At 69.4% G+C, this 24,002-nt stretch carries 21 protein-coding genes; 13 read left to right on the top strand and 8 right to left on the bottom strand.

Annotated features, from left to right (window positions below):
• Positions 1–15: 15 nt before the first annotated feature.
• A complete protein-coding gene (locus KV397_RS01300; protein WP_261811975.1) occupies positions 16–1,560 on the bottom strand; it encodes an ABC transporter substrate-binding protein in 1,545 nt (514 codons plus the stop codon).
• Positions 1,561–1,724: 164 nt separating this feature from the next.
• On the opposite strand from KV397_RS01300, the gene KV397_RS01295 reads away from it, so the two are divergent.
• The 3 genes from KV397_RS01295 (at position 1,725) to KV397_RS01285 (ending at position 4,292) form a co-directional block, all read left to right on the top strand.
• Positions 1,725–2,627 carry a MurR/RpiR family transcriptional regulator gene (locus KV397_RS01295; protein ID WP_232763213.1) on the top strand — a complete coding sequence of 301 codons (903 nt, stop codon included), beginning with the start codon at positions 1,725–1,727 and terminating at the stop codon, positions 2,625–2,627.
• Positions 2,624–3,769 (top strand): MFS transporter, encoded by a 1,146-nt coding sequence (locus tag KV397_RS01290; protein WP_261811974.1) that lies wholly within the window; start codon positions 2,624–2,626, stop codon positions 3,767–3,769. Before KV397_RS01295 ends, KV397_RS01290 begins: the two co-directional genes overlap by 4 nt.
• Positions 3,770–3,890: 121 nt before the next feature.
• Entirely contained in the window at positions 3,891–4,292 is a 402-nt protein-coding gene (locus tag KV397_RS01285; protein ID WP_261811973.1) for an apolipoprotein A1/A4/E family protein, read from the top strand.
• Between the two features lie 16 nt (positions 4,293–4,308).
• Here the strand turns inward: KV397_RS01285 and KV397_RS01280 are convergent, their stop codons facing one another.
• Both KV397_RS01280 and pyrE read right to left on the bottom strand, forming a co-directional pair.
• Positions 4,309–5,211, bottom strand: a complete 903-nt coding sequence (locus KV397_RS01280) for an ROK family protein (protein WP_131494343.1) — start codon at positions 5,209–5,211, stop codon at positions 4,309–4,311.
• Positions 5,208–5,768 (bottom strand): orotate phosphoribosyltransferase, encoded by a 561-nt coding sequence (gene pyrE / locus KV397_RS01275; protein WP_131494342.1) that lies wholly within the window; start codon positions 5,766–5,768, stop codon positions 5,208–5,210. Before pyrE ends, KV397_RS01280 begins: the two co-directional genes overlap by 4 nt.
• A 37-nt stretch (positions 5,769–5,805) precedes the next feature.
• Here pyrE and KV397_RS01270 point away from each other — a divergent pair, with 37 nt between their 5' ends.
• Both KV397_RS01270 and KV397_RS01265 read left to right on the top strand, forming a co-directional pair.
• Positions 5,806–6,666, top strand: a complete 861-nt coding sequence (locus KV397_RS01270; RefSeq protein ID WP_047521093.1) for an exodeoxyribonuclease III — start codon at positions 5,806–5,808, stop codon at positions 6,664–6,666.
• An 11-nt stretch (positions 6,667–6,677) separates the two neighbouring features.
• A complete protein-coding gene (locus tag KV397_RS01265) occupies positions 6,678–7,487 on the top strand; it encodes an HAD family hydrolase (RefSeq protein WP_047521095.1) in 810 nt (269 codons plus the stop codon).
• 3 nt (positions 7,488–7,490) lie between these two features.
• Here KV397_RS01265 and KV397_RS01260 read toward each other — a convergent pair whose 3' ends face one another.
• The 3 genes from KV397_RS01260 to KV397_RS01250 are packed head-to-tail and all read right to left on the bottom strand — an operon-like array spanning position 7,491 to position 9,271.
• The gene (locus KV397_RS01260; protein WP_261811972.1) at positions 7,491–8,144 is read right to left on the bottom strand and encodes a dihydrofolate reductase family protein; all 654 of its coding nucleotides are present in this window, start codon (positions 8,142–8,144) and stop codon (positions 7,491–7,493) included.
• Between the two features lie 10 nt (positions 8,145–8,154).
• Positions 8,155–8,832 carry a winged helix-turn-helix transcriptional regulator gene (locus KV397_RS01255; protein WP_232763206.1) on the bottom strand — a complete coding sequence of 226 codons (678 nt, stop codon included), beginning with the start codon at positions 8,830–8,832 and terminating at the stop codon, positions 8,155–8,157.
• 1 nt (position 8,833) lies between these two features.
• Complete coding sequence (locus KV397_RS01250; protein ID WP_047521098.1) at positions 8,834–9,271, bottom strand: VOC family protein; 438 nt, start codon at positions 9,269–9,271, stop codon at positions 8,834–8,836.
• A gap of 182 nt (positions 9,272–9,453) precedes the next feature.
• Here KV397_RS01250 and KV397_RS01245 point away from each other — a divergent pair, with 182 nt between their 5' ends.
• The 5 genes from KV397_RS01245 (at position 9,454) to KV397_RS01225 (ending at position 14,678) form a co-directional block, all read left to right on the top strand.
• Complete coding sequence (locus tag KV397_RS01245) at positions 9,454–10,719, top strand: sensor histidine kinase (RefSeq protein WP_261811971.1); 1,266 nt, start codon at positions 9,454–9,456, stop codon at positions 10,717–10,719.
• Entirely contained in the window at positions 10,716–11,402 is a 687-nt protein-coding gene (locus KV397_RS01240; RefSeq protein WP_261811970.1) for a response regulator, read from the top strand. Before KV397_RS01245 ends, KV397_RS01240 begins: the two co-directional genes overlap by 4 nt.
• Before the next feature lie 36 nt (positions 11,403–11,438).
• Positions 11,439–12,611 carry a benzoate/H(+) symporter BenE family transporter gene (locus tag KV397_RS01235; protein WP_153243042.1) on the top strand — a complete coding sequence of 391 codons (1,173 nt, stop codon included), beginning with the start codon at positions 11,439–11,441 and terminating at the stop codon, positions 12,609–12,611.
• 97 nt (positions 12,612–12,708) lie between these two features.
• Positions 12,709–13,593 (top strand): ABC transporter ATP-binding protein, encoded by an 885-nt coding sequence (locus KV397_RS01230; protein WP_047521115.1) that lies wholly within the window; start codon positions 12,709–12,711, stop codon positions 13,591–13,593.
• Positions 13,590–14,678 carry an ABC transporter permease gene (locus KV397_RS01225; RefSeq protein ID WP_153243043.1) on the top strand — a complete coding sequence of 363 codons (1,089 nt, stop codon included), beginning with the start codon at positions 13,590–13,592 and terminating at the stop codon, positions 14,676–14,678. Before KV397_RS01230 ends, KV397_RS01225 begins: the two co-directional genes overlap by 4 nt.
• 97 nt (positions 14,679–14,775) lie before the next feature.
• Here KV397_RS01225 and KV397_RS01220 read toward each other — a convergent pair whose 3' ends face one another.
• The gene (locus KV397_RS01220) at positions 14,776–18,246 is read right to left on the bottom strand and encodes a bifunctional proline dehydrogenase/L-glutamate gamma-semialdehyde dehydrogenase (RefSeq protein WP_261811969.1); all 3,471 of its coding nucleotides are present in this window, start codon (positions 18,244–18,246) and stop codon (positions 14,776–14,778) included.
• 134 nt (positions 18,247–18,380) lie between these two features.
• Here KV397_RS01220 and KV397_RS01215 point away from each other — a divergent pair, with 134 nt between their 5' ends.
• From KV397_RS01215 to KV397_RS01205, 3 genes are all read left to right on the top strand, one after another.
• Positions 18,381–19,289, top strand: a complete 909-nt coding sequence (locus tag KV397_RS01215; protein ID WP_131494333.1) for a LysR family transcriptional regulator — start codon at positions 18,381–18,383, stop codon at positions 19,287–19,289.
• A gap of 109 nt (positions 19,290–19,398) precedes the next feature.
• Positions 19,399–19,986, top strand: coding sequence for a nitroreductase family protein (locus KV397_RS01210; RefSeq protein ID WP_131494332.1), 588 nt, complete (start codon positions 19,399–19,401; stop codon positions 19,984–19,986).
• Between the two features lie 83 nt (positions 19,987–20,069).
• Positions 20,070–21,557, top strand: coding sequence for a glycosyltransferase (locus tag KV397_RS01205; RefSeq protein ID WP_261811968.1), 1,488 nt, complete (start codon positions 20,070–20,072; stop codon positions 21,555–21,557).
• 211 nt (positions 21,558–21,768) lie between these two features.
• Here the strand turns inward: KV397_RS01205 and KV397_RS01200 are convergent, their stop codons facing one another.
• On the bottom strand, positions 21,769–23,985 hold the full coding sequence (locus tag KV397_RS01200; protein WP_153243046.1) for an ATP-dependent Clp protease ATP-binding subunit: 2,217 nt from the start codon (positions 23,983–23,985) through the stop codon (positions 21,769–21,771).
• Positions 23,986–24,002 lie beyond the last annotated feature (17 nt).

Raw genomic sequence — 24,002 nt, 5'->3', positions numbered from 1 at the left:
GCCCCCTCCGATCCGCTACTTGATGGAGGTAGTCCGCAGGTACTGCAGCGAGCCGTTCGCCATCGGGACGAAGCCGTCGACGGTCGAGGAGGTCGCGGTGTAGGTGTAGCTCGTGAACAGCCAGATCCACGCGGCGTTGTCCTCGAGGTTCTCGGAGACCTGCGCGTAGATGTCCTTGCGCTTCTCCGGGTCGGCCGTCTGGCGACCCTCGGCGAAGAGCGCGTCGAGCTCGGGCGAGGAGTATCCGGCGACCTTGTTCAGGTTTCCGGTGCTGGTGAAGTAGCGGCCGTACATGCCGTCGGGGTCGGGACGACCGCCGTTGAGGGCGACGGCGGCGTCGAAGTCGGCTGCGATCCAGCGATCGACGAACGCGCCGGACTCGAGCACCTCGAGGTCGAGCGTGATGTTCGCGTCGGCCAGCTGCGCCTTGAGGTTCTGGGCCTCGTTCACCGACGTCGCGTACTCACCCTGGGAGACGATCGTCTTGACGGTGACGCCGTCCTCCTTGCCCGCCTTCTTCAGGTACTCGGCGGCCTTGTCGAGATCACGCTCGGGGCACGGACGCGCCTCGGGGTCGGACTTGTACGCGGGAGAGGTGATGGGACCGGTGACTTCGCCCTCGCCGAGAGCTGCCGTGTCGAGCACCTCCTGGCGGTCGATCGCGCACTGCATCGCGAGTCGCACGTTGACGTCGGTCAGGTCACCGCGCGTGGCGTTCAGCTGCAGCGCGTGGTAGCTCAGCTGCGGGGTCGTGGCGACCTCGACGTTCGCGCCCTCGGCGGTCTGTGCGACCAGCGGGTCGTCGAAGACGGCCAGCTGCACGTTGCCGGACTGCATCGCCGACACGATCGACGACTCGTCGGGGATCACCCGGAACTCGACCGTGTCGAGCAGCGCCGCGTCGCCCCAGTAGTCCTCGTTCTTCGCCAGCGTGATCGACTGGCTCGCCTTGCGGTCGTCGAGGATGAAGGGACCGGTGCCGTTGGGCGTGGTGTTCAGCCCCTCTTCGGTGTCGTCCGAGGAGAGCATCGCCATGTTGATCACGGCGAGGTTCGCGGGAAGCGCGGCGTCGGGCGCGCTCAGGGTGAGGGTGACGGTGTTCTCGTCGGTGGCCTCGACCGCGGTGACGGAGGCGAGAGAGCTCGCTGCGACGGCCGCCGTCTCCTCGGCGGCGATGGCGTCGAGAGAGTACTTGACGTCTTCGGAGCCGAAGGTGCTGCCGTCCGCGTAGGTGACGCCCTCGCGCAGGTGGAAGGTCACGGTGAGACCGTCTTCCGAGACGTCCCACGACTCGGCGAGGCCGGGGACCACGTTGAGGTCCTCATCGAACTCGGTCAGCGTGCCGTACAGGTTCTGCAGGACGTTGACGGCCTGGAACTGCGTCGCCTTCCAGGGGAAGAGCGTGTCGGGATCGCTCGTGACGCCGATGACGAGGTCACCGCCGGCCTCACCCGTCGACGGGGTGTCGGACGCGGGTGCGGAACAACCGGTGATCACGAGCGCCAAAGCGACACCCGTGGCTGTGAGAGCGCCGAATGACGCCCGCCGTGCTGTGCTCATTGCTGATTCCTCCTGGCTGGGACGCGTCGCCGTGGCGTCGGGTCAGGCTCTGTCGCCTGCCGCCCGCGAACATCGTCGGTCTGGGTTGGTACTAAAAGTACACGACAGACACTACTGATGTAACAGAAGTTCCTCTACTGTTATGAACAGCGATCGGAGACCCTATGCCCCACGAAGCCGCCCGCGATGATGCCGGCGCACACCCCGTGCTCGTCCGCATGCGTGCGATCCGTCCCGAGCTGCGTCCGAGCGAGCAGCGCATCGCCGACCTCTTCCTCTCCGATCCGGCGGGGACCGCCGGACTCTCCATAGCCGAACTCGCCCAGCGCTGCGACACCTCGACCACCTCGGTGGTGAGGTTCTGCAAGCGACTCGGCTACGAGCACGTGCGCGAGCTGCGCAACCACGTGCTGCGCGACGTCGAACGCGAGACGTTCGACACGGCCGCGCTCCCCGCCGTCTCCGGCGACATCGACCGCAACGACACGCTGTCCGACATCGTCGCGAAGGTGTCGCTGGCCGAGACCCTCTCGCTCGCGGACACCGCCAAGGTGCTCGACACGGAGTCACTGCGCGCTTCCGTCGACGCCATCACGTCCTCGACCAGGGTCGACATCTTCGGTGTGGGTGCGAGCTCCATCGTCGGCCTCGACCTGCAGCGCAAGCTCACCCGGATCGGGCGCACGGCACTGGACTGGTCCGACCCGCATGCCGCCTGGACCTCGGCGGCGACGCTCGGCCCCGGCAACGTCGCGATCGCGGTGTCGCACACCGGCACCACGACCGACACGATCGAGTTCCTGCTGCTCGCCCGCCAGACCGGGGCGACGACGATCGCGATCACGAACCATGCCGGCGCTCCACTGGCCGACCAGGCGGACATCGTCCTGACGACCGCCGCGCGCGAGACCGGCTTCCGGTCGGGTGCCCTCGGCAGCCGGATCGCCCAGCTGATGGTGGTCGACTGCATCTTCATCGGCGTCGCACAGTCGAACTACGACCGCTCGATGGAGGCTCTGCGCGACACCTTCGCCGCCGTCCACCGCGTGCGGAAGACGGGGGCGTGACCGCCCGCACCCGGCGAGCGCGAGCGGGGCTGTTCACCGCCTTCGCGGGCCTCGGGGTCACGGCCGCCTTCGTCCCCGCGGTCCTGCCCTCCACCGAACGCGCGATGGCGACCGACCTCAGCGCCGCGGTCCCCGCCCTCTTCGGCGGGCTCTTGGTCGGAGTCCTGAGCTCGGGCCCGCTGTTGATGCGCCGTCCACCGCGCACCACGCTGATGCTCGGCAGTGCCCTCCAAGCCGTGGCGATCATCGCCGTGGCCGTGGCAGACGCCCCCGCCATGTTCATCGCCGCGGCCGCCGTCGCCGGATTCGGGTTCGGGCTGGTGGAGGCCTCGGGATCCGTGGCGGCGAAGTCCGTGGCCGCCGGCAGCGCGACGGGGCTGCTCAGCGCTCTGCTCGGCACGGTCGCGGTGTGCGCCGCGGTCACGCCCCTGCTCGTCGCCGTGGGGTCCGGAACGCGCCCGCTGCTCGGCATCCTGGCGATCGTGCCGCTCCTGGCTCTGGCGATGCTCGCGGGACCGGCGGCCCCGACCTCCCCCGCCGAGACTCCCGCGCATCGGGACGTTCGCGGGCTGCTCGCGCTCCTTCCCTTCGCCGTCGCACTCCCCCTGTACGTCGGCGTCGAGACCGTGCTCTCCGGGTGGTCGGCGGTGATCCCGGAGCGGATCCTCGCGGTCGATCCGGGCCTCGCCGCGCTGGGGACCTCGGCGTTCTGGACGCTCATGGCCGTCGGACGGTTCAGCGCGGCGGGACTGCGCCGCCTCTCCGTCCCACCGATCGTGATCCTCGTGTCCGCGACGGGTGCCGCGGCGGTCCTGATGGCGACCGCGGGGATACTGGTGGAGTCCGCGCCGGAAGTGGCGCTCGGCGGGCTGGCCGCCGTGGTCGTCCTCCTCGCACCCAGCTACGGCCTCATCCTGGGACTCGCCCTCGATCGTCTCGACCCCGCGCGCAGCGCTGCGGTGACCGGCGCGCTCGTCGCCTGCGGGGCCGTCGGGGGGACGTTCGTGCCGACGGTGATCCTCCTGATCGGTCGGGATCCGGCATCGAGTGCGACGTTCCTCGTGTCCGCCGGGCTGTGCGCGCTCATCCCGGTGCTGATGCTGGTCGCCGCACGTTCCCCTCGTCGGGCTTCCGTACGCTGACATCTCCTGCACACCCGCCGATATCGTCGATCCCTTCACGGATGCCGGAATACCGGAGCACCCACCCGCGAGTCCGGCGTAACGTCGACGACACACCCATCCGCAGCGAGGAGAGCACGCGTTGTCCACCGAGGTCCTGGCGATCATCATCAGCGCGATCGGCGTCGTGCTCACGATCACCGCGAGCCTCTTCGCTGCTGGCGCCTGGATGGTCCGCCGCATCGATGACCGCATCGATGCCGTCGACGAGAAACTCAGCACCCGCATCGATGCCGTCGACGAAAAGCTCAGCACCCGCATCGACGCCGTCGACGAGAAGCTCAGCACCCGCATCGACGCCGTCTCCGAAACTCTGACCGCCCGCATCGACGCCGTCTCCGGAACTCTGACCGATCGCATCGATGCCGTTTCCGAGACTCTGACCACCCGGATCGATGCGGTCGCGGCCGATGTCACCGACCTGAAAGTCGCCGTCGCCCGGCTCGAAGGACCACCCCGGCACCTGCTCACTGTGCGCCGGTGAGCAGGGCGTGCGGTGCCTACCGGAGCACGAGAGCAGCGGCGCCGATGAGCGGCCCTTCGTCGCCGAGCCCCGAGCGCACGACGCGGGTACGGCGCGAGTACTCGTGGGCCGCGCTCGCGGTGAGTGCCTGCTGCACGAGGTCGATGTAGTCCGACGACACTCGCGAGAATCCGCCGCCGATGGCGACCACGTCGAGGTCGACGAGGGTCGCGGCATCCGCCAGCGCCTCCCCCACCTCGCGGGCCGAACGCTCGATCGCCGCCCGCGCGAGGGGATCGCCGGCCGCCGCGTCCCGCGCGAGGTCTTCGCCGGTGGCGCCGGTCCACCCCTGTTGCTGGGCCCACGCGGCGCTCGCGGGACCCGAGGCGATCTCCTCGAGCGTCAGGCCGCCCTCGCGACGCACCTGACCGAGGTGACCGGCATTGCCGGTGGCTCCGGGAATGTAGGCGCCGTTCGCGACGAAGCCGCCGCCGACACCGGTCGAGACCACGATCGACAGCGAGGCGCCGGCGCCCTGCGTGGCGCCGAGCCACGATTCCGCGAGCGCGAGAGCACCGCCGTCGTGGCCGAGCACGGTGCGCACGTCGCCCCCGAGGACGGTGGACGCCGCAGCGCGGACCGCCTCTTCCAGGACGAAGCCGCGCGCGAGCGGCATGTTCACCGGCATGATCGCGCCGAGGGAGCGGTCGACGGGACCGGCACTGCCGATACCCGCACCGACGAGCTCCGCGTCGGCCGGAAGCGCGGCGAGCGCGTGCTCGACGATCGCGACGACGGCCGCGTCCAGAGACTCGAACGTGGCGTCCCGACCGGTCGGCTGGCGACTGCGACTCCCCGGGAGCAGTCGGCCGTCCTCCGCGACGAGCGCGGCCTCCATCTTCGTGCCGCCCACATCGACGGCGAGCGCGTAGCGCGTCACTGGGGGTCGAGCCCGAGGTCGTCGAGGTCGAAAGCCGCGCGCCATTCCAGGCCCTCGGCTTCGATCGCGGCCTGTGCGCCGGTCTTCCGGTCGACGATCACGGCGACCGCGACGATCTCGGCGCCTTCTTTGCGCAGGGCTTCGACGGCCTTGAGCGCGGACTGGCCCGTGGTCGAGGTGTCTTCGAGCACCACGACGCGCTTGCCCTTGACGTCTGCGCCCTCGATCTGACGACCGCGTCCGTGGTCCTTGGGCTCCTTGCGCACGACGAAGGCGTCGAGCGGGGTGTCGGTGGCGACCGACGCGTGCAGCACCGCGTTCGCGATGGGGTCGGCGCCGAGTGTCAGCCCGCCGACCGCCACGACGTCGAGGTCGCCGATCAGGTCGAGCATGATGCGGCCGATCGCGGGAGCGGCACGGTGGTCCAGGGTGAGCTTGCGCATGTCGACGTAGTACGTCGCCTGCTTGCCGCTGGAGAGGGTGAAGTCGCCGTGGAACACCGCCTCATCCTTGATGAGGTCGAGGAGTGTCTGGCGGTCTGCGTCGAGTGCGGTCACGGCATCCAGTGTAGGAGGCACACCCTAGGCTTGAGGCATGCGCTTGGCCACCTGGAACGTCAACTCCATCCGCACCCGCGTCACCCGCACCGTCGAATTCGCCGTCCGCGAAGACATCGACGTGCTGGCGATGCAGGAGATCAAGTGCAAGCCGGAGCAGTTTCCCTACGCGCCGTTCGAGGAGGCCGGGTACCACGTCGAGGTGCATGGGCTGAACCAGTGGAACGGGGTCGCGATCGCGAGCCGCCTGCCGATCACCGACGTACGTACGGCCTTCGACGGAATGCCGGGCTTCGCCAAGGGCCATGAGGGTCCGGATGCTCCTCTCGAGGCGCGCGCGCTCGGCGTCATGGTCGACGGAGTCAGGGTGTGGAGCCTGTATGTGCCCAACGGCCGGTCCCTGGAAGACCCGCACTACCTGTACAAGCTGCACTGGCTGGAGCAGCTCAAGAAGTCGACGGCGGCCGAGCTCTCGGCGAACCCCGACCTCCCGCTCGCCCTGGTCGGCGACTTCAACATCATCCCGTTCGATCACGACAACGGCGACCCCGACATCGTGATCGGCCGCTCCACCCACGTCTCCCCGCAGGAGCGCGACGCGTTCTTCGCGTTCCAGGATGCCGGGGTCACCGATGTGGTGCGCCCGTTGATCCCCGAGGGCTTCACCTACTGGGACTACCAGCGGCTGAAGTTCCCCCGCAACGAGGGCGTCCGGATCGACTTCGTCCTGGGCTCGCGCACGCTGGCCGAAGCGGTCACCGGAGCCTCCATCCACCGTGACGAGCGCAAGGGCGAACAGCCCAGCGACCACGTACCGGTGGTGGTCGACCTCGATGGGCGCCGGTTGGGCACCGGTGGCGCTGAGGACGACGACGACCTGCCGATGATCTTCTCCTGAATGCCGATCCGATGAGCGTGCGGCTGATTGCCACCGACCTCGACGGCACCCTCCTGGACTCGACGTCGTCGGTCAGCACGCGCACCCGCGCGGCGCTCGACGCGGCACGGGAGCGCGGCATCCACGTGGTCCCCGTGACGGCCCGCCAGCCGATCGGGCTGCGAGCCATCGCCGCGGATGCGGGTTTCGACGGATGGGCCCTGTGCAGCAACGGCGCCTACGCCGTGCGCCTCGACGACGGACGGATGCTTTTCGCGGAAGAGCTTCCGCCCGAGACGATCCGTGCCCTCGCCGAGGCTCTGCGCGCAAGCATCCCTGGCCTGTTGTTCGCGAGCGTGCGCGAAGCCGGCGAGACGTTCGTGGCCGAAGACGGTTACGCCGCGATCGCTGCACTCACCGACCACAAGCGGGACCCCGCCACGATGGGCGGCGTGCCGCTGGAGCAGGTGCTCGCCGCCCCCAGCCTGAAGTTCGTGATCCGCCACCCCGAACTCGCGCCCGACGCGCTGTTCGACACGGTACGTTCCCTCGGGCTGACCGGCTTCGAGGCGACGCTCTCGGGCGCTCCGTTCGTGGAGGTCATGGCCGAGGGCGTCACCAAGGCCACCGGCTTGGCCCGACTCTGCGAGCACCTCGGTATCGACCGCACCCACGTGGTGGCCTTCGGCGACGCGCTCAACGACGTCGAGATGCTCCGCTGGGCAGGGCGCGGGGTCGCGATGGCCGACGCCGAACCCCTCGTGCAGGATGCGGCCGACGAAACGACCTCCTCCAACGATCAGGACGGTGTGGCGCGGGTGATCGAGCGGCTTCTCGGCTGAGACTCACTCGAACGTCCCGACCTGCGGCACCCGATCGGTCCGCGCGTAGCGGAGCAGCGTCACTCCGGCCTCGTCGACGATCGGCGGCTCCAACAACCGCAGCACCGAGGGAAGCGCATCGTCGTCGAACACCTTCTTGCCCGCGCCGAGCAGCAGCGGATACACCCAGAGGTTCAGCTCGTCGAAGAGCCCCTCGGTGAGCAGCGTGTGGACGAAGTCGATGCTGCCGATCACGTGCACTTCGCGGTGGGCCGCCCTCATCGCGGCGACCTCCGCGGCGAGGTCGGCACCGACGCGCGTGCTGCCCTCCCAGTCGAGCGTGAGATTCGCATCCCGGGTCGCGACGTACTTGGGCACGCGGTTGAAGAGCCTGCCGATGTCGCCGGACTCGCCCGAGGTGTGATGCGGCCAGTATGCGGCGAAGATGTCGTACGTGCGCCGGCCGAGCAGCAGCGCGTCGAGCCCGCGCATTCCCTTCTCGATCTCGGGCCCGACACCGGACGAGGGGTATCCGGCCTGCCAGCCGCTGAACCGGAAACCGCCGGAGGGGTCCTCATCGGTGCCGCCCGGCCCCTGAGCGACGCCGTCGAGGGAGGTGAAGAGATCGATCAGGATGCGGCCGGACGCCTGTTGTTCATCGGGATACGGGCTGTTCATGTCGTGCTCCCTAGGTCAGTCGTGCGATGCGGAAGGTGTCGGCGAACGAGTCCAGCAGCGATTCGTCACCCCGGACGACCGCGACGATGTCCTGCGCGAGGGCCTCTGCCGGGGTGACATCGCCGCCGATGAGGCGACGGATGCCGGGTCCGGCGACGATCACCGCGTCCGGAGCACCGTCGGGAAGACGTCCGCCGACCGGCGGCGCCGGAGGTGCGATCTGCGCGACCCGGAGCTCGCCGTCGTGCACGGACGCGCGGAGGGCGACGTCGCCGACATGCAGCTCGTACTCGGCATCCACGGCGGATTCCGCCTGGAACGCCGTGCGCAGGGCCATCGTGAGCGAGTCAGGCGTGACGACCTCACCCTCTGCGGGATCCCCCATCGCCTGGAACCCCCATCGTCCGAGGGCGAGCATGATCGGCTCGAACGAGCGCCCGTACGGGGTGAGTTCGTACACGAGCCCGCAATTGAGCAGCGGCACCCGCCGTACGACCCCACCCTCCTGGAGGTCCTTCAGCCGGGTGGACAGGATGTTGGTCGGAATGCGCGGCAGGCCCTGCTTGAGGTCGGTGTAGCGACGGGGTCCGACGAGCAGATCACGGACGATGAGCAATGCCCACCGCTCCCCGATCAGCTCGACCGCCGTCGTCACACCGCAGTATTGACCGTAGCTGCGCGCCGCCATGTCAGGCCGACGCGGCGGTGTCGGCCACGTGGTCCGGCCCGTTCTCGACGGCTTCGGGGGTCATGTAGAGGAAGCCGAGGGAGTTGCCGTCCGGGTCGTCGAGGTCGCGCGAATACATGAAGCCGTAGTCCTGCGCGGGCTTAGGCTCGGATCCACCGGCGGCCAGGCCCTTGGCGAGGATCGCGTCGACCTCCTCGCGCGAATCCTGGCTGAACGCGACCGACACCTGCAGGACGTCGTTCGGGTCGGCGATGGGCTTGTCGGTGAACGTCTCGAAGTACTCACGCCGGAGGATCATGAAGTAGATGTCCTCGCTCCACACGACGCACGCGGCGTTCTCGTCGGTGAACGGAGGGCTGATCTCACAGCCCAGCGCCACGTAGAAGGCCTTGGCGCGTTCGAGGTCACGGGTGGGCAGATTCACGAAGACCTTGGTCATGTCGACTCCCTTGTCGGTGTGGATATCGGTGTGGACCCATCGATCGTGAGCCCCTGTCGACAAGCTTGCAAAAAACAACTTTGCTTGTCAATAGCAAGTAACCGCTGGCAAGCAATCGTTCCTACCCACCGATCCGCCGCCAGGGGGATGCCGCGGCAGACGCCCCGCCCTACGGTGGAGGGATGGCCGCCGAACCGTTCACCCGCACGCCGACCGAACGCGAACGGCGCAACGACCTCTTCCTGGCGCTCGCGCTCTTCGTCGGCGCGATCCTCAGCGCCGCCCTGTCCTCGATCGCGCAGGTGTACGGCGACGAGCAGGCCGACCTGTGGACCGCGCTCGTGTACGCGGTCGTCGTCGCCATCCCTCTCGCCTTCCGTCGTCGTTGGCCCGGCACCGTCGCGGTGGTCGTCTCCGTCGCCTACTTCGCCGCCGTCACCGTGCGGGTTCCCGAGATCTATGTCGGGAACATGGCGATGTTCATCGCCCTGTACACGGTCGGCGCCTGGATGAACGACCGCCGGCGTGCACTGATCGTGCGGGTGGCGATCATCGTCGGCATGTTCGTGTGGCTGCTGATCACGATGTACCGCGATGCGATCACGGAGGCGGACGACGCCGATGTCATCGCCGGGGCCATGTCACCCTACGTCGCGTTCATGCTCATCCAGCTCCTGCTGAACGTGCTCTACTTCGGCGGTGCGTACTACTTCGGCGAGCGCTCGTGGGCGGCCGCGGAGCAGCGGTCGGTGCTCGAAGATCGCACGGTCGAGCTGGAACGCGAGCGCGAGGTCACGGCGGCACAGGCCGTCGCCCTCGACCGGGTGCGGATCGCCCGCGAGCTGCACGACGTCGTCGCCCACCACGTCTCGGTGATGGGCGTGCAGGCGGGGGCGGCGCGTCTGGTGCTCGATCGCGACACCACCGAGGCCGCACGCATCCTCTCCGGCATCGAGGGGTCGGCGCGCGACGCGATCCACGAGCTGCGCCAACTGCTGGAGACTCTGCGCACGCCCGGCGGCGAGGCCACCGACACCGCCTCCACGCTCACCCTCGACGACATCGCCGCGCTCGCCGAAGCATCGACCGAGGCGGGGCTGCCGACCGACTATGCCGTGATCGGCGACCCCGTCCCGGTTCCCTCCCTCGTCGCCGTGAACCTGTACCGGATCGCACAGGAGTCGCTGACGAACGCCCGTCGCCATGCGGGCTCCGGTGCCACCGCCGACGTCCGTGTGCGCTACGACGACGACGGCGTCGAGATCGAGATCGTGAACACGGGGCGCGCGGTCACCCACGTGCGTCCGGGGCTCGGTCAGCTGGGAATGCGAGAACGCGCCGCGGCATCCGGCGGCACTCTCGAGGTGACCTCCCGGCCGCTCGGCGGGGTGCGCGTGCGGGCCAGGGTGCCGCTTCCGACCCCGGACCGGGCGGGAGCGCGCCGATGAACGGCCCGATCCGTGTGCTGCTGGTCGATGACCATGCGCTGCTGCGCGCGGGCTTCCGCACCATCCTCGACACCCAGCCCGACATCACCGTGGTGGGCGAAGCGTCCTCGGGCGCGGAGGCCGTCGCTCAGGCATCCGCGCTGCGCCCCGACGTCATCACGATGGACGTGCAGATGCCCGACATGGACGGCATCGAGGCGACCCGACGAATCGTCGCCGACCCGGAGATCACCGCGGCCATCGCGATCGTCACCACGTTCGATCGCGACGACTACCTGTACCAGGCACTGGATGCGGGAGCCAGTGGCTTCCTGCTCAAGAACGCCGGTGCCGAAGACCTGATCGCCGCCGTCCGCGCGCTCGCCGCCGGCGACGGGATGCTCGCCCCCGAGGTCACACGCCGCGTCCTGGCACGGTTCGCCGCCGCCCCCGCACAGCCGATCGCGGCCCCCTCGATCGAGAGCGCCGCGATCCCGAAGCTCACCCTCGCCGAACCCCTCACCGAGCGCGAGGCCGAGGTGCTGACGCTGCTCGCCGACGCCCGCAGCAACTCCGAGATCGCCAGGGCGCTGTTCATCGGTGAAGCCACGGTGAAGACGCATGTCTCGCGCATCCTGCAGAAGCTCGGCGCGCGCGACCGGGTGCAGGCCGTCGTCCTCGCGCATCGCATGGGTCTGGCGTGAGCACCGCGGCCCGCCGCGCGCGCTAGCCTCGGAGCCATGCCCGAAGCCGTACCCCTGTCACGTCCGATCCTGGCGGGGGTCGTGACGGCACTCGTCGGATTCACCAGCTCGTTCGCCGTCGTGCTGACCGGGCTCGACGCCGTCGGTGCGGACGCGGCGCAGGCGGCGAGCGGACTCCTCGCGGTCAGCCTCACGATGGGACTCGCGTGCGTGGTGCTCGCGTGGCGGTATCGGATGCCGATCACGGTCGCGTGGTCCACACCGGGTGCGGCACTCCTCGTCGCGACCGGCACCGTCGAGGGCGGCTGGTCGGCGGCGGTCGGCGCGTTCCTGGTCACCGCCGCCCTGATCCTGCTCACGGCTCTCTGGCCCGCGCTCGGCGCCCTGATCGCGCGCATCCCTCCGTCGATCGCGCAGGCCATGCTCGCCGGTGTCCTGCTGCCGCTGTGCCTGGCGCCGATCACGGGCATCGTCGCGAACCCCTGGGGCGTGGTGCCGGTCGTGCTCACCTGGCTGGTGTTCGCCCGCCTCGCGCCGCGCTGGGCGGTACCTTTCGCCTTCGTGGCGGCGACCGTGGTGGTCGCGGTGTCACTGATCGGCGCGGGCAGCACGTTCGACGCCGCGCTGCTCCTGCCGCGCCTCGAGTTCACCGCCCCGACGTTCACGGTCGGCGCGCTGGTCGGTCTAGCCCTCCCCCTGTTCATCGTGACGATGGCCTCGCAGAACGTCCCGGGGATCGCGATCATGCGCAGCTTCGGGTACGAAGTGCCGTGGCGTCCGGCGATGCTCGTGACGGGTGTCGGCACCGCGCTCGGCGCCACCGCCGGTGGGCACGCGATCAACCTCGCCGCGATCAGCGCCGCCCTCGCCGCCTCACCGGATGCCGATCCCGACCCGAAACGTCGCTGGGTCGCCGGCGTCTCGACCGGGGCGTCGTACCTCGTGCTGGCGGTGTTCTCCGCCGCGTTCGCCGCGCTCGTGGTGCTCGCGCCCACGGCGGTGATCCCCGCCGTGGCCGGTCTGGCGCTCTTCGCCGCCTTCGGATCATCGGTGCAGCAGGCCATCGACGATCCCGGCGAGCGCATCCCCGCCGTGGTGACCTTCCTGGTGGCCGCCTCCGGGATCGCGGTGCTCGGCGTCAGCGCCGCGTTCTGGGCGCTCATCGCCGGGCTCCTGGTGCGCACGGTGCTGCACGCAGGGCGCTCCTGATCCCCGCCTCCCCCGGACGGGTGATCCCAGGGACTCCGCCACAGGGGGGATGCCCTGGAATGCCCACGGTCCGTAGCGTGAAGCCATGACCACAGGAATGCTCGAACTCTCCGGCATCACCAAGAGCTACGGCTCTCGGCGCGTGCTCGATGACGTGTCCTTCACGGTCGCCCCCGGGCGACTGACGGGCTTCGTCGGCGGCAACGGCGCCGGCAAGACCACCACCATGCGCATCGTCCTCGGCCTGCTCTCTTCGGACGGTGGCGACGTCACCCTGGACGGGGCACCGGTCACCGCGGAGGATCGCCGGCGCTTCGGCTACATGCCCGAGGAACGCGGTCTCTACCCCAAGATGAAGGTGCTCGAGCAGATCGTGTACCTCGCGCGGCTGCACGGCTTCGGCAAGCAGGATGCCACCGAGCGAGCGACGACTCTGCTCACCGAGCTGGGCCTCGGCGAACGGCTGAACGACACGATCGAGTCCCTGTCGCTGGGCAACCAGCAGCGTGCGCAGATCGCCGCCTCACTCGTGCATGACCCCGAGGTGCTGATCCTCGACGAGCCGTTCTCCGGCCTCGACCCCCTCGCGGTCGACGTGGTCGCGGGCGTCCTGCAATCCAGCGCGGCGAAGGGTGCGTCCATCCTCTTCTCGTCCCACCAGCTCGACGTGGTCGAGCGCCTGTGCGACGACCTCGTCATCCTCGCCGGTGGCACGATCCGCGCGGCCGGTTCCCGCGACGCACTGCGCGCCGAGCACGCCCGTGACCGCTACGAGTTGGTCTCGGCAGGTGACGCCGGCTGGTTGCGCACCGAACCCGGCGTGACGGTCGTCGACTTCGAGGGCGGGTACGCGCTGTTCGACGCGGACGGTCCCGAGACCGCTCAGCGGGTGCTCCAGTCCGCGGTGCAGCGCGGAGACGTCGCGAGCTTCGCCCCCAAGCATCCGTCCCTCGCCCAGATCTTCAAGGAGGTCATCCGATGAGCGCTCCGACCCCCGTCCGCAGCCCCAACGGCATCTGGCTCGTCGCCGAACGCGAGATCGGATCGAAGCTTCGCAGCAAGGCCTTCCTGATCTCCACCGGCATCCTGCTGGTGCTCGCCCTCGCCGGCATCATCCTCGGTGGCTTCGCCAGCAAGAACACCGACGCGATGCCGGTCGCCGCGACCGCCGAGACCGCGGCCGCCGTGTCCGCAATCCCGAACGTCGAAGTCACCGAGGTGTCCGACCAGGCCGCCGCCGAGAAGCTCGTCCGCGATGACGAGGTCGATGCCGCGGTGCTCCCGGGCGACGGCCCCTCCGGCTACACGATCATCGCGCTGCAGGACGCTCCCGGCTCGCTCGTCTCGGCGCTGTCGATCTCGCCCGAAGTCGTCATCCTGGAGCCGGCGACGACCAACCCTCTCCTGCGCTACTTCATCGCGATCGCCTTCGGACTCGTGTTCATGATGGCGGCGGCGACGTTCGGCGGCACGATCGCGCAGAGCGTCGTGGAGGAGAAGCAGACGCGCGTGGTCGAGGTGCTGCTCTCGGCGATCCCGGCGCGGACGCTGCTCGCCGGGAAGGTGATCGGCAACACCGTGCTGGCGATGGGGCAGATCCTCGCCCTGGCGGCGGTGGCGACCATCGGTCTGATCGTCACGGGTCAGCGCGAGGTGCTCACCACGCTCGGGTCGCCGATCATCTGGTTCGCGGTCTTCTTCCTGTTCGGGTTCATCCTGCTGGCGGCGATGTTCGCGGCTGCGGCGTCGATGGTCTCGCGACAGGAGGACATCGGCTCCACGACCACACCGATCACGATGCTGATCATGGCCCCGTACATCCTCGTCATCGTCTTCAACGACAACCCGCTGGTGCTGACGATCATGTCGTACGTGCCGTTCTCCGCTCCGGTCGGTATGCCGATGCGCCTGTTCGTCGGTGAGGCGCAGTGGTGGGAGCCGCTGCTGAGCCTGGTGATCCTGCTCGCCAGCTGTGTGGCGGCGATCGTCATCGGCGCGAAGATCTACGAGAACTCGCTCCTGCGCATGGGCTCACGGGTCAAGCTCTCGGAGGCCCTGCGCGGCTGACACGCACCCACCGCCGACACCCCGTCTGAGTGTCGAAACCCCCTGCTGCCGACGTCGGCAGCAGGGGGTTTCGGTGCTCAGCGGGGGTCTCGCGCGATCAGATCACGTCGTCGCCGAGGGTGGTGGGGTTGCCGAACCGATGGTTCGTGATCGACACGGCCTGCTCGTGCAGGAACGGGAGCATCTCGACGCGGCCGGCGCCGGTCACGGCATGCGACCACACCGCCACGTCCGGGCTGCCCTCGAGCGCCTCGAACAGCGCCGAGGCGTCGCCACCGACCAGACGGACCCGCTGCCACGTGTTCGCCGCCTTGGCGTAGCGCGTGGTCCACGCGGCATCCGACTCGCGCTTCACGGTCACGCCCTGCGCACGCAGCATCTTCTCGATACGGGCGGGCAGCGACGGAGCCGACACCGTGAACGGGCTGCCACTGCGGAGGGCGGCGGCGAGCACACGGACCCCGTCGGCGAGCACCGCGTCCTCGGAGATGCGCACGTCGACCGCGACCGGGCGGTAGCGGAAGAGGTTGCGCTCCACCCCGAGGCCGGACTTGTCCGACACGGCGCCGAACTCGTCGATCCAGGCGCGCTCATCGGATGCGGCGGCGCGCCGCAGCCAGTCCGACGCGGTCGCATCGACATCCGCCCCCGCGGCGTCGAGCAGGGCGGCGACGGCCGGAGCGATGGCGGCACCGGGGGAGACAGCGGGAAGCTCCGCCGGAACCCACTCGCCGAGGCCGTGGAGATAGTTGGGTCCGCCGGCCTTCGCGCCCGCCCCCACGGCCGAGCGCTTCCACCCGCCGAACGGCTGACGCTGCACGATCGCACCGGTGATGCCGCGGTTCACGTAGAGATTGCCCGCCTCGACGCGGTCGAGCCACGTGGTGACCTCACCGGAGTCGAGCGAGTGGATGCCGGCCGTGAGGCCGTAGTCGACCGCGTTCTGCAGGCGCAGCGCCTCGTCGAGGTCCTTGGCGTGCATGATGCCCAGCACCGGGCCGAAGAACTCGGTCAGGTGGAAGTACGAGCCCTCACGCACCCCGGTCTTCACACCCGGCGTCCACTGCCGACCCTCGGCGTCGAGCTTTCGCGGCTCCACGAGCCAGCGCTCACCCTTCTCCAACGTCGTGAGCGCCCTGAGCAGCTTGCCGTTGGCGGGCTCGATGATCGGACCCATCTGGGTGGCGGGGTCATCGGGCAGACCCACGCGCATCGACGTGACGGCATCGACGAGCTGTCGCTCGAACCGCTTCGAGTCGGCGACCGATCCGACGAGGATCGCGAGGGATGCCGCGGAGCACTTCTGCCCCGCGTGCCCGAACGCGCTGCGAGCGACGTCGGCGGCGGCCAGGTCGAGGTCGGCGGACGGCGTGACGATGATCGCGTTCTTCCCGCTCGTCTCGGCGAGGAGCGGAAGGTCGGGGCGGAAGGAGCGGAACAGCTGCGCCGTCTCGTATGCCCCCGTGAGGATCACCCGATCCACCGCGGGTCCGGCGACCAGGCGGGTGCCGAGGTCACGGGAGGCCAGGTCGACGAGCGCGAGCAGATCGCGCGGCACACCGGCGGCCCACAGCGCTTCGACCATCACGGCACCGCAGCGCTGCGTCAGCTTCGCGGGCTTGATGATGGCGGCCGAGCCCGAGGCCAGCGCCGCGAGCACACCGCCGGCGGGGATCGCGACCGGGAAGTTCCACGGCGGCGTGACCACGGTGACCTTCGACGGCACGAACTCCGCACCCGAGACGGTCTCGAGGTCCTTCGCACGCTCGGCGTAGTAGTGCGCGAAGTCGATGGCCTCGCTCACCTCCGGGTCGCCTTCGGCGATGGTCTTGCCCGCCTCGTGGGCCATGATCTCCAGGAGTTGCCCGCGACGAGCCGCGAGTTCGTCTCCGGCGCGGTGCAGCACGGCGGCGCGCTCGGCAGCGGGGAGGGCGGCCCACTTCTCGGCCGCGGCGGTCGCCGCAGTGAAGATGCCGTCCAATTCGGCTTCCGTCTCGACCTTGGCGATCGCGATCGTGTCCAGCCCCAGGGTCGATCCGACCGATCGACCGAGGATCGCCCGTCCCCACGCGCGGTTGGCGGCGATCGCGGGATCGGTGTCGGCCTGGTTCCGGAAGCCGTCGGTCGTTGCGGCGTCTGCCTCTGCGGTGCGGTCCTGCACACGGTGCGGACCGGGGACGAACCCGGGCTCATCCGTCGCGAGCGCGGCGAGCGAGCGCTCGAAGCGCTCCCGCTCCCGGGTCAGCAGGGTCGGGTTCGAGGCCAGTTCGAACACCGCCGACATGAAGTTCTCGGAGCTGGCGTTCTCCTCGAGACGACGCACCAGGTAGGCGATCGCCACATCGAATTCGGCCGGGTTCACGACCGGCGTGTAGAGCAGCAGACGACCGACGTCCTTGCGGACGGCCTCGGCCTGCCCGGTCGCCATGCCGAGCAGCATCTCGTACTCGACCAGCGGGTCCGCACCCGTCGGATCCGCCACTCCCCGTGCCTGGGCGAGCAACCATGTGTAGGCGATGTCGAACAGGTTGTGACCCGCGATGCCGATGCGCACGGCGTCCAGGCGCTCCGGCGTCATGGCCCAGTCGAGCACCCGCTTGTAGTTGGTGTCGGAGTCCTGCTTGGTGCCGTAGGTGGCGAGCGGCCAGCCGTGGATCGCCGCGTCGACCTCTTCCATCGCGAGGTTCGCGCCCTTGACCACGCGCACCTTGATCGGCGCTCCGCCCTTGGCGCGGCGGGCCGCGGCCCACTCCTGCAGGTGCTGCATGGCACCGAGCGCATCCGGCAGATACGCCTGCAGCACGATGCCGGCTTCGAGGTTCTCGAGCCCCGGCTGGTCGAGGATGCTCGTGAAGGCCGCGATCGTCAGGTCGAGGTCGCGGTACTCCTCCATGTCGAGGTTGATGAACTTCGCCTTGCCCTCGGCCTCGGCCGCAGCCGCCAGTTCGTAGAGCGGGGTGAGCTTCTCGACGACGTCTGCGACGGCCTCGTCGAACGACCACATCGAGAGCTGGCTGACGACGCTCGAGACCTTGATCGAGACGTAGTCGACGTCGTCACGGGCGAGGAAGTCACGGGTGCCGCGCAGACGGTGTCCTGCTTCACGTTCGCCCAGCACCGCTTCGCCGAGGAGGTTCAGGTTGAGGCGGTTGCCGCTCTTGCGGAGCTTCGCGATCGCGGGGCCCAGCTTGGCGGGGGTCGCGTCGAGCACCAGGTGCCCGACCATGGCGCGCAGCACACGACGGGAGATCGGCACGACGACACCGGGCAGCTTAGGCGCCCAGAAGCCGCCCGTCTTGATCGCGGCGCGCAGGTAGCCGGGCAGCAGACCCGGGGTGATGTCGCTCAGCTCGGCGAGCGTGCGCCCGGCGACGCGCAGATCTTCGGGACGCATCACGCCGTCGACGAAGCCGACCGTGAACGCGAGCCCGTTCGGGTCTTTCAGGACCTCGGAGAGGCGCTGGGCGGCGGGCTCGACGGGGTGGGTCTCGCTCTCGGCGAGCCAGCGCTGCACGAGGGCGGCGACCTCTTCGGTGCGGGGAGTGGTGGTGTCGGCGGCGACAGGCATCGGTGGGACCTTCCAAGAGAGCGCACACCGGGGTTTCGTGTGCGGCTGGATCATTGTCCTGCCACTCGGTAGGCTCCGTCTATCAACCGATTCGAGTGGGTTCTGTTCACTCTGACTGAACGGATGGAACGCGCGTGCTGGACGTCAATCGGCTGCGGATGCTGGTGGAGCTGTCGCGTCGCGGAACGTTGTCGGCCGTCGCCGATGCACTCTCCTACAGCAAGGCCTCGGTGTCACAGCAGCTGAGCGCACTGGAGCGCGATGTGGGCGTGCCGCTGCTGCGCCGGGTGGGGCGCGGAGTGCAGTTCACCCCGCAGGGGAACGTGCTCGTCGCCGAGGCCATCGGCATCCTCGATCAGCTCGAACACGCCGAGGTCGCCGTGGCCGAATCACTCACCGAGGTGACGGGGACCGTGGGCATCGCGGTGTTCCAGTCGACGGCGCACTCCCTCCTCCCCCGCGCCCTCCGGGCCCTGAAGGATCGGCATCCCGCATTGCGCGTCGAGGTCACCGAGTGCGACCCGGAGACCGGCCTCATCGGGGTGTCCAGCCGGGACTTCGACCTGATCCTGGCCGAGCAGTACCCCGGACGCACCCGCCCGATCCACGCGGATCTCGACCGGGTGGAACTCGCGCATGATGCGATCGCGCTCGCCCGACGCCCCGGAGCCCCGACCCCTGCGGATGCCTTCGCCGCACTGTGGTCGACCCGCGGGGAGCCCTGGGTGCTCGAGCCCGCCGGTACCGCTTCGCGAGCGTGGGCGGAACAGCTGTGCCGCACGGCCGGCTTCGAACCGGACGTGCGCTACGAGATCGCCGACCTCACGGCACATGTGCGACTGATCCATGCGGGGCTCGCCGTCGGGCTGCTGCCCGACCTGGTGTGGGCGGGTGACACCCCGACCGTCGACCTCACCCCGCTCCCTCATGACCCGCGGCGCGAGATCTTCTCCTCGGCGCGCCGCGTGTCGGCGGATGCCCCGTCGATCCGGGCGGTCCGCAGCGCGCTGGCTGACGCGGCCACGCACAACCTCCCGGACTGAGGCGCCGGGAACCGGACCGCGCACCCGGGAATATGCATGCACATGCATCTGTTCAGTCCCGTGTACCCGGACGATGGAGTCCGATCCACTCCGTCCGAAAGGCACTTCTGTGAGCACTCCCGTCATCGACCGCACCGCACCGACCGAGCACCCCGTCCTCGACGTCCTCGCCGGCCGCTGGAGCCCTCGCGCTTTCGACGCGCAGAACAGGATCGACGAGGCCAAGCTCGCCACCGCACTCGAAGCGGCCCGTTGGAGCCCATCCGCCAACAACACGCAGCCCTGGCGCTTCATCGTCGCCCGCCGCGGCACCGCCCTGCACGCGCAGGTGGTCGACGCGCTGATGGGCTTCAACCAGGCCTGGGCGGGCAACGCCGCCGTCCTGGTCGTCGCCGTGGCCGAGACCGCGACCGCCGACGGCACGCCCCTCACCCACGCCCTCTACGACCTCGGCCAGGCAGTCGCGCACTTCTCGGTGCAGGCACACCACGACGGCCTGCTCGTGCACCAGATGAGCGGCTTCGACCCCGACGTCGTCCGCGAGTTCGCCGACCTCGAACCGCGCTTCGTCCCGGTCACGGTCTTCGCGGTCGGCGAGTTCGGTGATGTGAGCGCGCTCCCCGAGGTGCTGCAGGAGCGCGAGGTCGCACCGCGCGTCCGTCGCCCCATCACCGAATCGGTCATCCTCAGCGCCTGACACCCGGTCGGGCACCCGTTCTGGGGGTGCTGCCACAGACACCCCCCAGGCTGCGCAGAAGCGTCGAACCTAGGGTTGCTCGGGTGCTCCACCCTCACCCTCAGCTTCCTCCCGCTCGGCACTTCGCGCTCACCTGGGGGATCGCCGACCAGCACGGGGGGATGACGAGCGCGATGCTGCGGCGCTCGCGGGCGTTCCGCCGTCTCGGCGGAGTCGACGTGGACATCCTGACGCTGGACGACCGCCCCGACTATCCCGAGTTCGCGGATCGTCTCCACGCCGCAGGTGAGCTCATCGACGGGCTGCGCATCCGCAACCTCTGGGACGAGCTGCGTCGGGAGTCGCCCCGGCCACGCGGGACCACGCCGACCGCCGCGGAACTGCTGGTGCCGCAGGCGGGCGACGTGGTCGCGTCCCACGACGGCACCGTCCTGAGCCGCGCACGCCGCGACGATGCCGGCCGGATGCTGGTGGATCGGTTCCGCCGCGACGGCTCGCTGCTCGCCACCGAGCGCCCCGGCGACGACCGGAAGGTCGTGCTCTACTCGACGGACGGCGCACCGCTGCGGGGCTGGCGCACGACGTGGGGCCTGTACCGCTGGTGGTTCGACCGCCTGACCGGCAAGGCGCCCAGCTTCCTGCTGGTCGACTCGAAGACGGCCGCGCGCTCGGTCGCCGACTATCGACGGGACAATGTCGTCACGGTGCACATCGTCCATGCGTCGCATCGCGTGGGCGGGCGGCCGGGGACGCTCCGGGCGACACGCGAATCCGTGCTGCGTCGCGCCGGGGAGTTCGACGAGATCGTCGTCCTCACGTCGCGACAGCGCACCGATCTCATCGAGGATCTCGCCGCAATCGACGTCACGGCCCGGATCCGCACGATCCCGAACGCTGTCGCCCTGCCCCCGCGCGCTGCCGTGACCCGCGACGCGTCACGCGGCGTCGTCGTCGCCTCACTCACACGCCGCAAGCGACTCGAACACGCGGTGGAGGCCGTCGCTGTCGCCCACGCCGCCGATTCGACGATCGATGCCGACATCATCGGAGAGGGCCCCCGCGAAGCAGCCCTGGAAGAGCACATCCAGCACCTGCACGCCGACGGTCATGTGCACCTGCGCGGATACGACCCCGACGCACGCTCAGCGTTCCGTTCCGCGGGATTCAGCCTGCTCACGTCGACCTCCGAAGGGCTGCCGCTCGTGCTCGTGGAGAGTATGGCCGCCGGCTGCATCCCGCTCGCCTACGACATCCGCTACGGCCCTGCCGACATGATCAGCGACGGAGTCGACGGCTTCCTCGTCCCGGACGGCGACGTCCAGTCCCTCGCGCGACGCATCGTCGACCTGCAGGCCATGCCACCGGCGGCAGTCGAGGCGATGCGTCGTCGCGCGGTGGCCCGCGCCTCGGAGTTCTCCGATGACGCCGTCACCCGACGCTGGTCGCGGGAGCTGCGGGCCGTGTACGACGCGAAGCTGTTCGCCGCCGCACGCGATCAACCCCTGCCCGTGCGCCTGCGTCGTCGTGCGGGCGCGCTGCGACGCCGGGCGCTCTGGATGCTCGGCCGCTGAGCGGCGCGGCGCCGCCCACATACACACTTCCCGCATACCCCCGCGCGCGCACACGCCGCGAAGGAGAACTCACCCTTTGAAGGAGGCTTTGACGCATCTCCTCCTTCTTAGCGTGAGTTCTCCTTCAGACAGTGAGGCGGGCGAACACCACGGCCCATGCAACTCAGTCCTGATACCACTCAGCCCTGATACCACTCAGTCCTGATAGAACTCAGTCGTCGAGCAGCTCGGCCTCGATCACCTCGTCGTCTTCCGGCTCCGGCTCCGGGTCCGGTGTCGTCGCGGTGAGCACGAGGCCCGAGCCGTCTGCGGCCACGTCGACCCGCACCGTGTCGCCGTCATGCACGCCGCCCGAGAGCAACGCCGTCGCCAGCTTGTTCTGCACCTCGCTCTGGATGAGGCGGCGCAGCGGTCGGGCTCCGAACATCGGGTCATAGCCGCGCTCAGCGAGCCAGGCCCGCGCATCGGGGGTGACCGCGAGCGTGAGGCGACGGTCGCGCAGCCGGTCGTGCAGCTGGTCGACGGAGAGCTCCACGATCTGCGCAAGGTCGTCTTCGCTCAGCGCCGAGAACATCACGATGTCGTCCAGTCGGTTCAGGAACTCCGGACGGAACGCCTGCCGCACGAGCGCCATCACCTGGTCGCGCTTCTCGTCCGGCCCGAGCACCGGGTCGATCAGGATCGGCGATCCCAGGTTCGATGTGAGGATCAGGATCACATTCGAGAAGTCGACCGTACGACCCTGGCCGTCGGTCAGGCGACCGTCGTCGAGCACCTGCAACAGCACGTCGAACACCTCGGGGTGGGCCTTCTCGACCTCATCGAGGAGGATCACGCTGTACGGCCGACGACGCACGGCTTCGGTCAGCTGACCACCCTGCTCGTAGCCGACGTATCCCGGAGGGGCGCCGACGAGTCGGGACACCGAGTGCTTCTCGCCGTACTCCGACATGTCGATGCGCACCATGGCGTGCTCGTCGTCGAACAGGAACTCCGCGAGCGCCTTGGCCAGCTCGGTCTTCCCGACACCGGTCGGGCCGAGGAACAGGAACGAGCCGGTCGGGCGACCGGGGTCGCTGATCCCGGCACGCGAACGACGAACGGCGTCGGACACGGCCTTGACGGCATCCTTCTGTCCGATCAGCCGCTTGCCGAGCTCGTTCTCCAGGTGCAGCAGCTTCTCGCTCTCGCCCTGCAGCAGTCGACCGACCGGGATTCCGGTCCACGCCGCGATCACGGCGGCGATGTCCTCTTCGGTGACCTGCTCGTTGACCATGCGCGGCTCGGCGGGTGTCGCGGCTTCGGCCTGCTCCGCCTCGGCGATGTCGCGCTCCAGGCGCTTGATGGTCTCGTACTCGAGCTTCGAGGCCTTCGTGTAGTCCGCGTTGCGCATCGCGAGATCGCGCTGGGTGATCGCATCGTCGAGCTGCTTCTTCAACTCACCGACCCGGTTCAGGCCCTGCCGCTCGCGCGCCCATCGGGACTCGAGGCCGGCGAGTTCCTTCTCCATCTCGACCAGGTGCTCGCGGAGCACACCGAGGCGCTCCTTGGAAGCGGCATCCTTCTCCCGCTTGAGCGCGAGCTCCTCGAGCTTCATCCGATCGACCTGCCGCTTGAGCTGGTCAATCTCGACGGGCGAGGAGTCGATCTCCATCTTGAGCCGGGACATCGACTCGTCGATCAGGTCGATCGCCTTGTCGGGCAGCTGTCGGGCCGGGAGGTACCGGTTCGAGAGCGCAGCGGCCGCCACGAGGGCACTGTCGGAGATCGTGACCCCGTGGTGCGCTTCGTACCGCCCCTTGAGGCCACGGAGGATCGCGATCGTGTCCTCGACCGTGGGCTCGCCGACGTAGACCTGCTGGAAGCGACGTTCCAGGGCGGCGTCCTTCTCGATGAACTCGCGGTACTCGTTGAGCGTGGTGGCGCCGATCAGCCGCAGCTCACCACGGGCCAGCATCGGCTTGAGCATGTTGGAGGCGGCGACGGATCCTTCTCCCCCGCCGGCACCCATGAGCACGTGCAGCTCGTCGATGAAGGTGATGACCTGTCCGTCGGACTCGGTGATCTCCTTGAGCACCTGCTTCAGCCGCTCCTCGAACTGCCCGCGGTACATGGCACCGGCCACGAGGGCGGAGATGTCGAGGGTGACCAGCTCCTTGTCCTTGAGGGATTCGGCGACGTCACCCGCGACGATGCGCTGGGCGAGTCCTTCCACGACGGCGGTCTTGCCGACGCCGGGCTCACCGATCAGCACGGGGTTGTTCTTCGTGCGGCGGGTGAGGACCTGGCTGACTCGACGGATCTCGCTGTCGCGTCCGATCACGGGGTCGAGCTTCCCCTGGCGGGCGCGGTCGGTGAGGTTGATGCCGAACTGCTCGAGGGCGGACTGCTGTTCTTGATTCTGGCTACCGGTCTGCGGGGTGGTCATGCGCTCCTCCTGGAGAT

The sequence above is a fragment of the Microbacterium aurugineum genome, assembly GCF_023101205.1.
GTDB classification, from domain to species: Bacteria; Actinomycetota; Actinomycetes; order Actinomycetales; family Microbacteriaceae; genus Microbacterium; species Microbacterium aurugineum.
This window is presented reverse-complemented; position numbering and strand designations above follow the sequence as displayed.

What these genes read in the sequence shown, in the direction of transcription:
- KV397_RS01300 (WP_261811975.1), bottom strand. Translation starts at nt 1,560, where the DNA reads ATGAGCACAGCACGGCGGGCGTCATTCGGCGCTCTCACAGCCACGGGT.
- KV397_RS01295 (WP_232763213.1), top strand. Translation starts at nt 1,725, where the DNA reads ATGCCCCACGAAGCCGCCCGCGATGATGCCGGCGCACACCCCGTGCTC.
- KV397_RS01270 (WP_047521093.1), top strand. Translation starts at nt 5,806, where the DNA reads ATGCGCTTGGCCACCTGGAACGTCAACTCCATCCGCACCCGCGTCACC.
- KV397_RS01265 (WP_047521095.1), top strand. Translation starts at nt 6,678, where the DNA reads ATGAGCGTGCGGCTGATTGCCACCGACCTCGACGGCACCCTCCTGGAC.
- KV397_RS01260 (WP_261811972.1), bottom strand. Translation starts at nt 8,144, where the DNA reads ATGAACAGCCCGTATCCCGATGAACAACAGGCGTCCGGCCGCATCCTG.
- KV397_RS01255 (WP_232763206.1), bottom strand. Translation starts at nt 8,832, where the DNA reads ATGGCGGCGCGCAGCTACGGTCAATACTGCGGTGTGACGACGGCGGTC.
- KV397_RS01250 (WP_047521098.1), bottom strand. Translation starts at nt 9,271, where the DNA reads ATGACCAAGGTCTTCGTGAATCTGCCCACCCGTGACCTCGAACGCGCC.
- KV397_RS01245 (WP_261811971.1), top strand. Translation starts at nt 9,454, where the DNA reads ATGGCCGCCGAACCGTTCACCCGCACGCCGACCGAACGCGAACGGCGC.
- KV397_RS01240 (WP_261811970.1), top strand. Translation starts at nt 10,716, where the DNA reads ATGAACGGCCCGATCCGTGTGCTGCTGGTCGATGACCATGCGCTGCTG.
- KV397_RS01235 (WP_153243042.1), top strand. Translation starts at nt 11,439, where the DNA reads ATGCCCGAAGCCGTACCCCTGTCACGTCCGATCCTGGCGGGGGTCGTG.
- KV397_RS01230 (WP_047521115.1), top strand. Translation starts at nt 12,709, where the DNA reads ATGCTCGAACTCTCCGGCATCACCAAGAGCTACGGCTCTCGGCGCGTG.
- KV397_RS01225 (WP_153243043.1), top strand. Translation starts at nt 13,590, where the DNA reads ATGAGCGCTCCGACCCCCGTCCGCAGCCCCAACGGCATCTGGCTCGTC.
- KV397_RS01220 (WP_261811969.1), bottom strand. Translation starts at nt 18,246, where the DNA reads ATGCCTGTCGCCGCCGACACCACCACTCCCCGCACCGAAGAGGTCGCC.
- KV397_RS01200 (WP_153243046.1), bottom strand. Translation starts at nt 23,985, where the DNA reads ATGACCACCCCGCAGACCGGTAGCCAGAATCAAGAACAGCAGTCCGCC.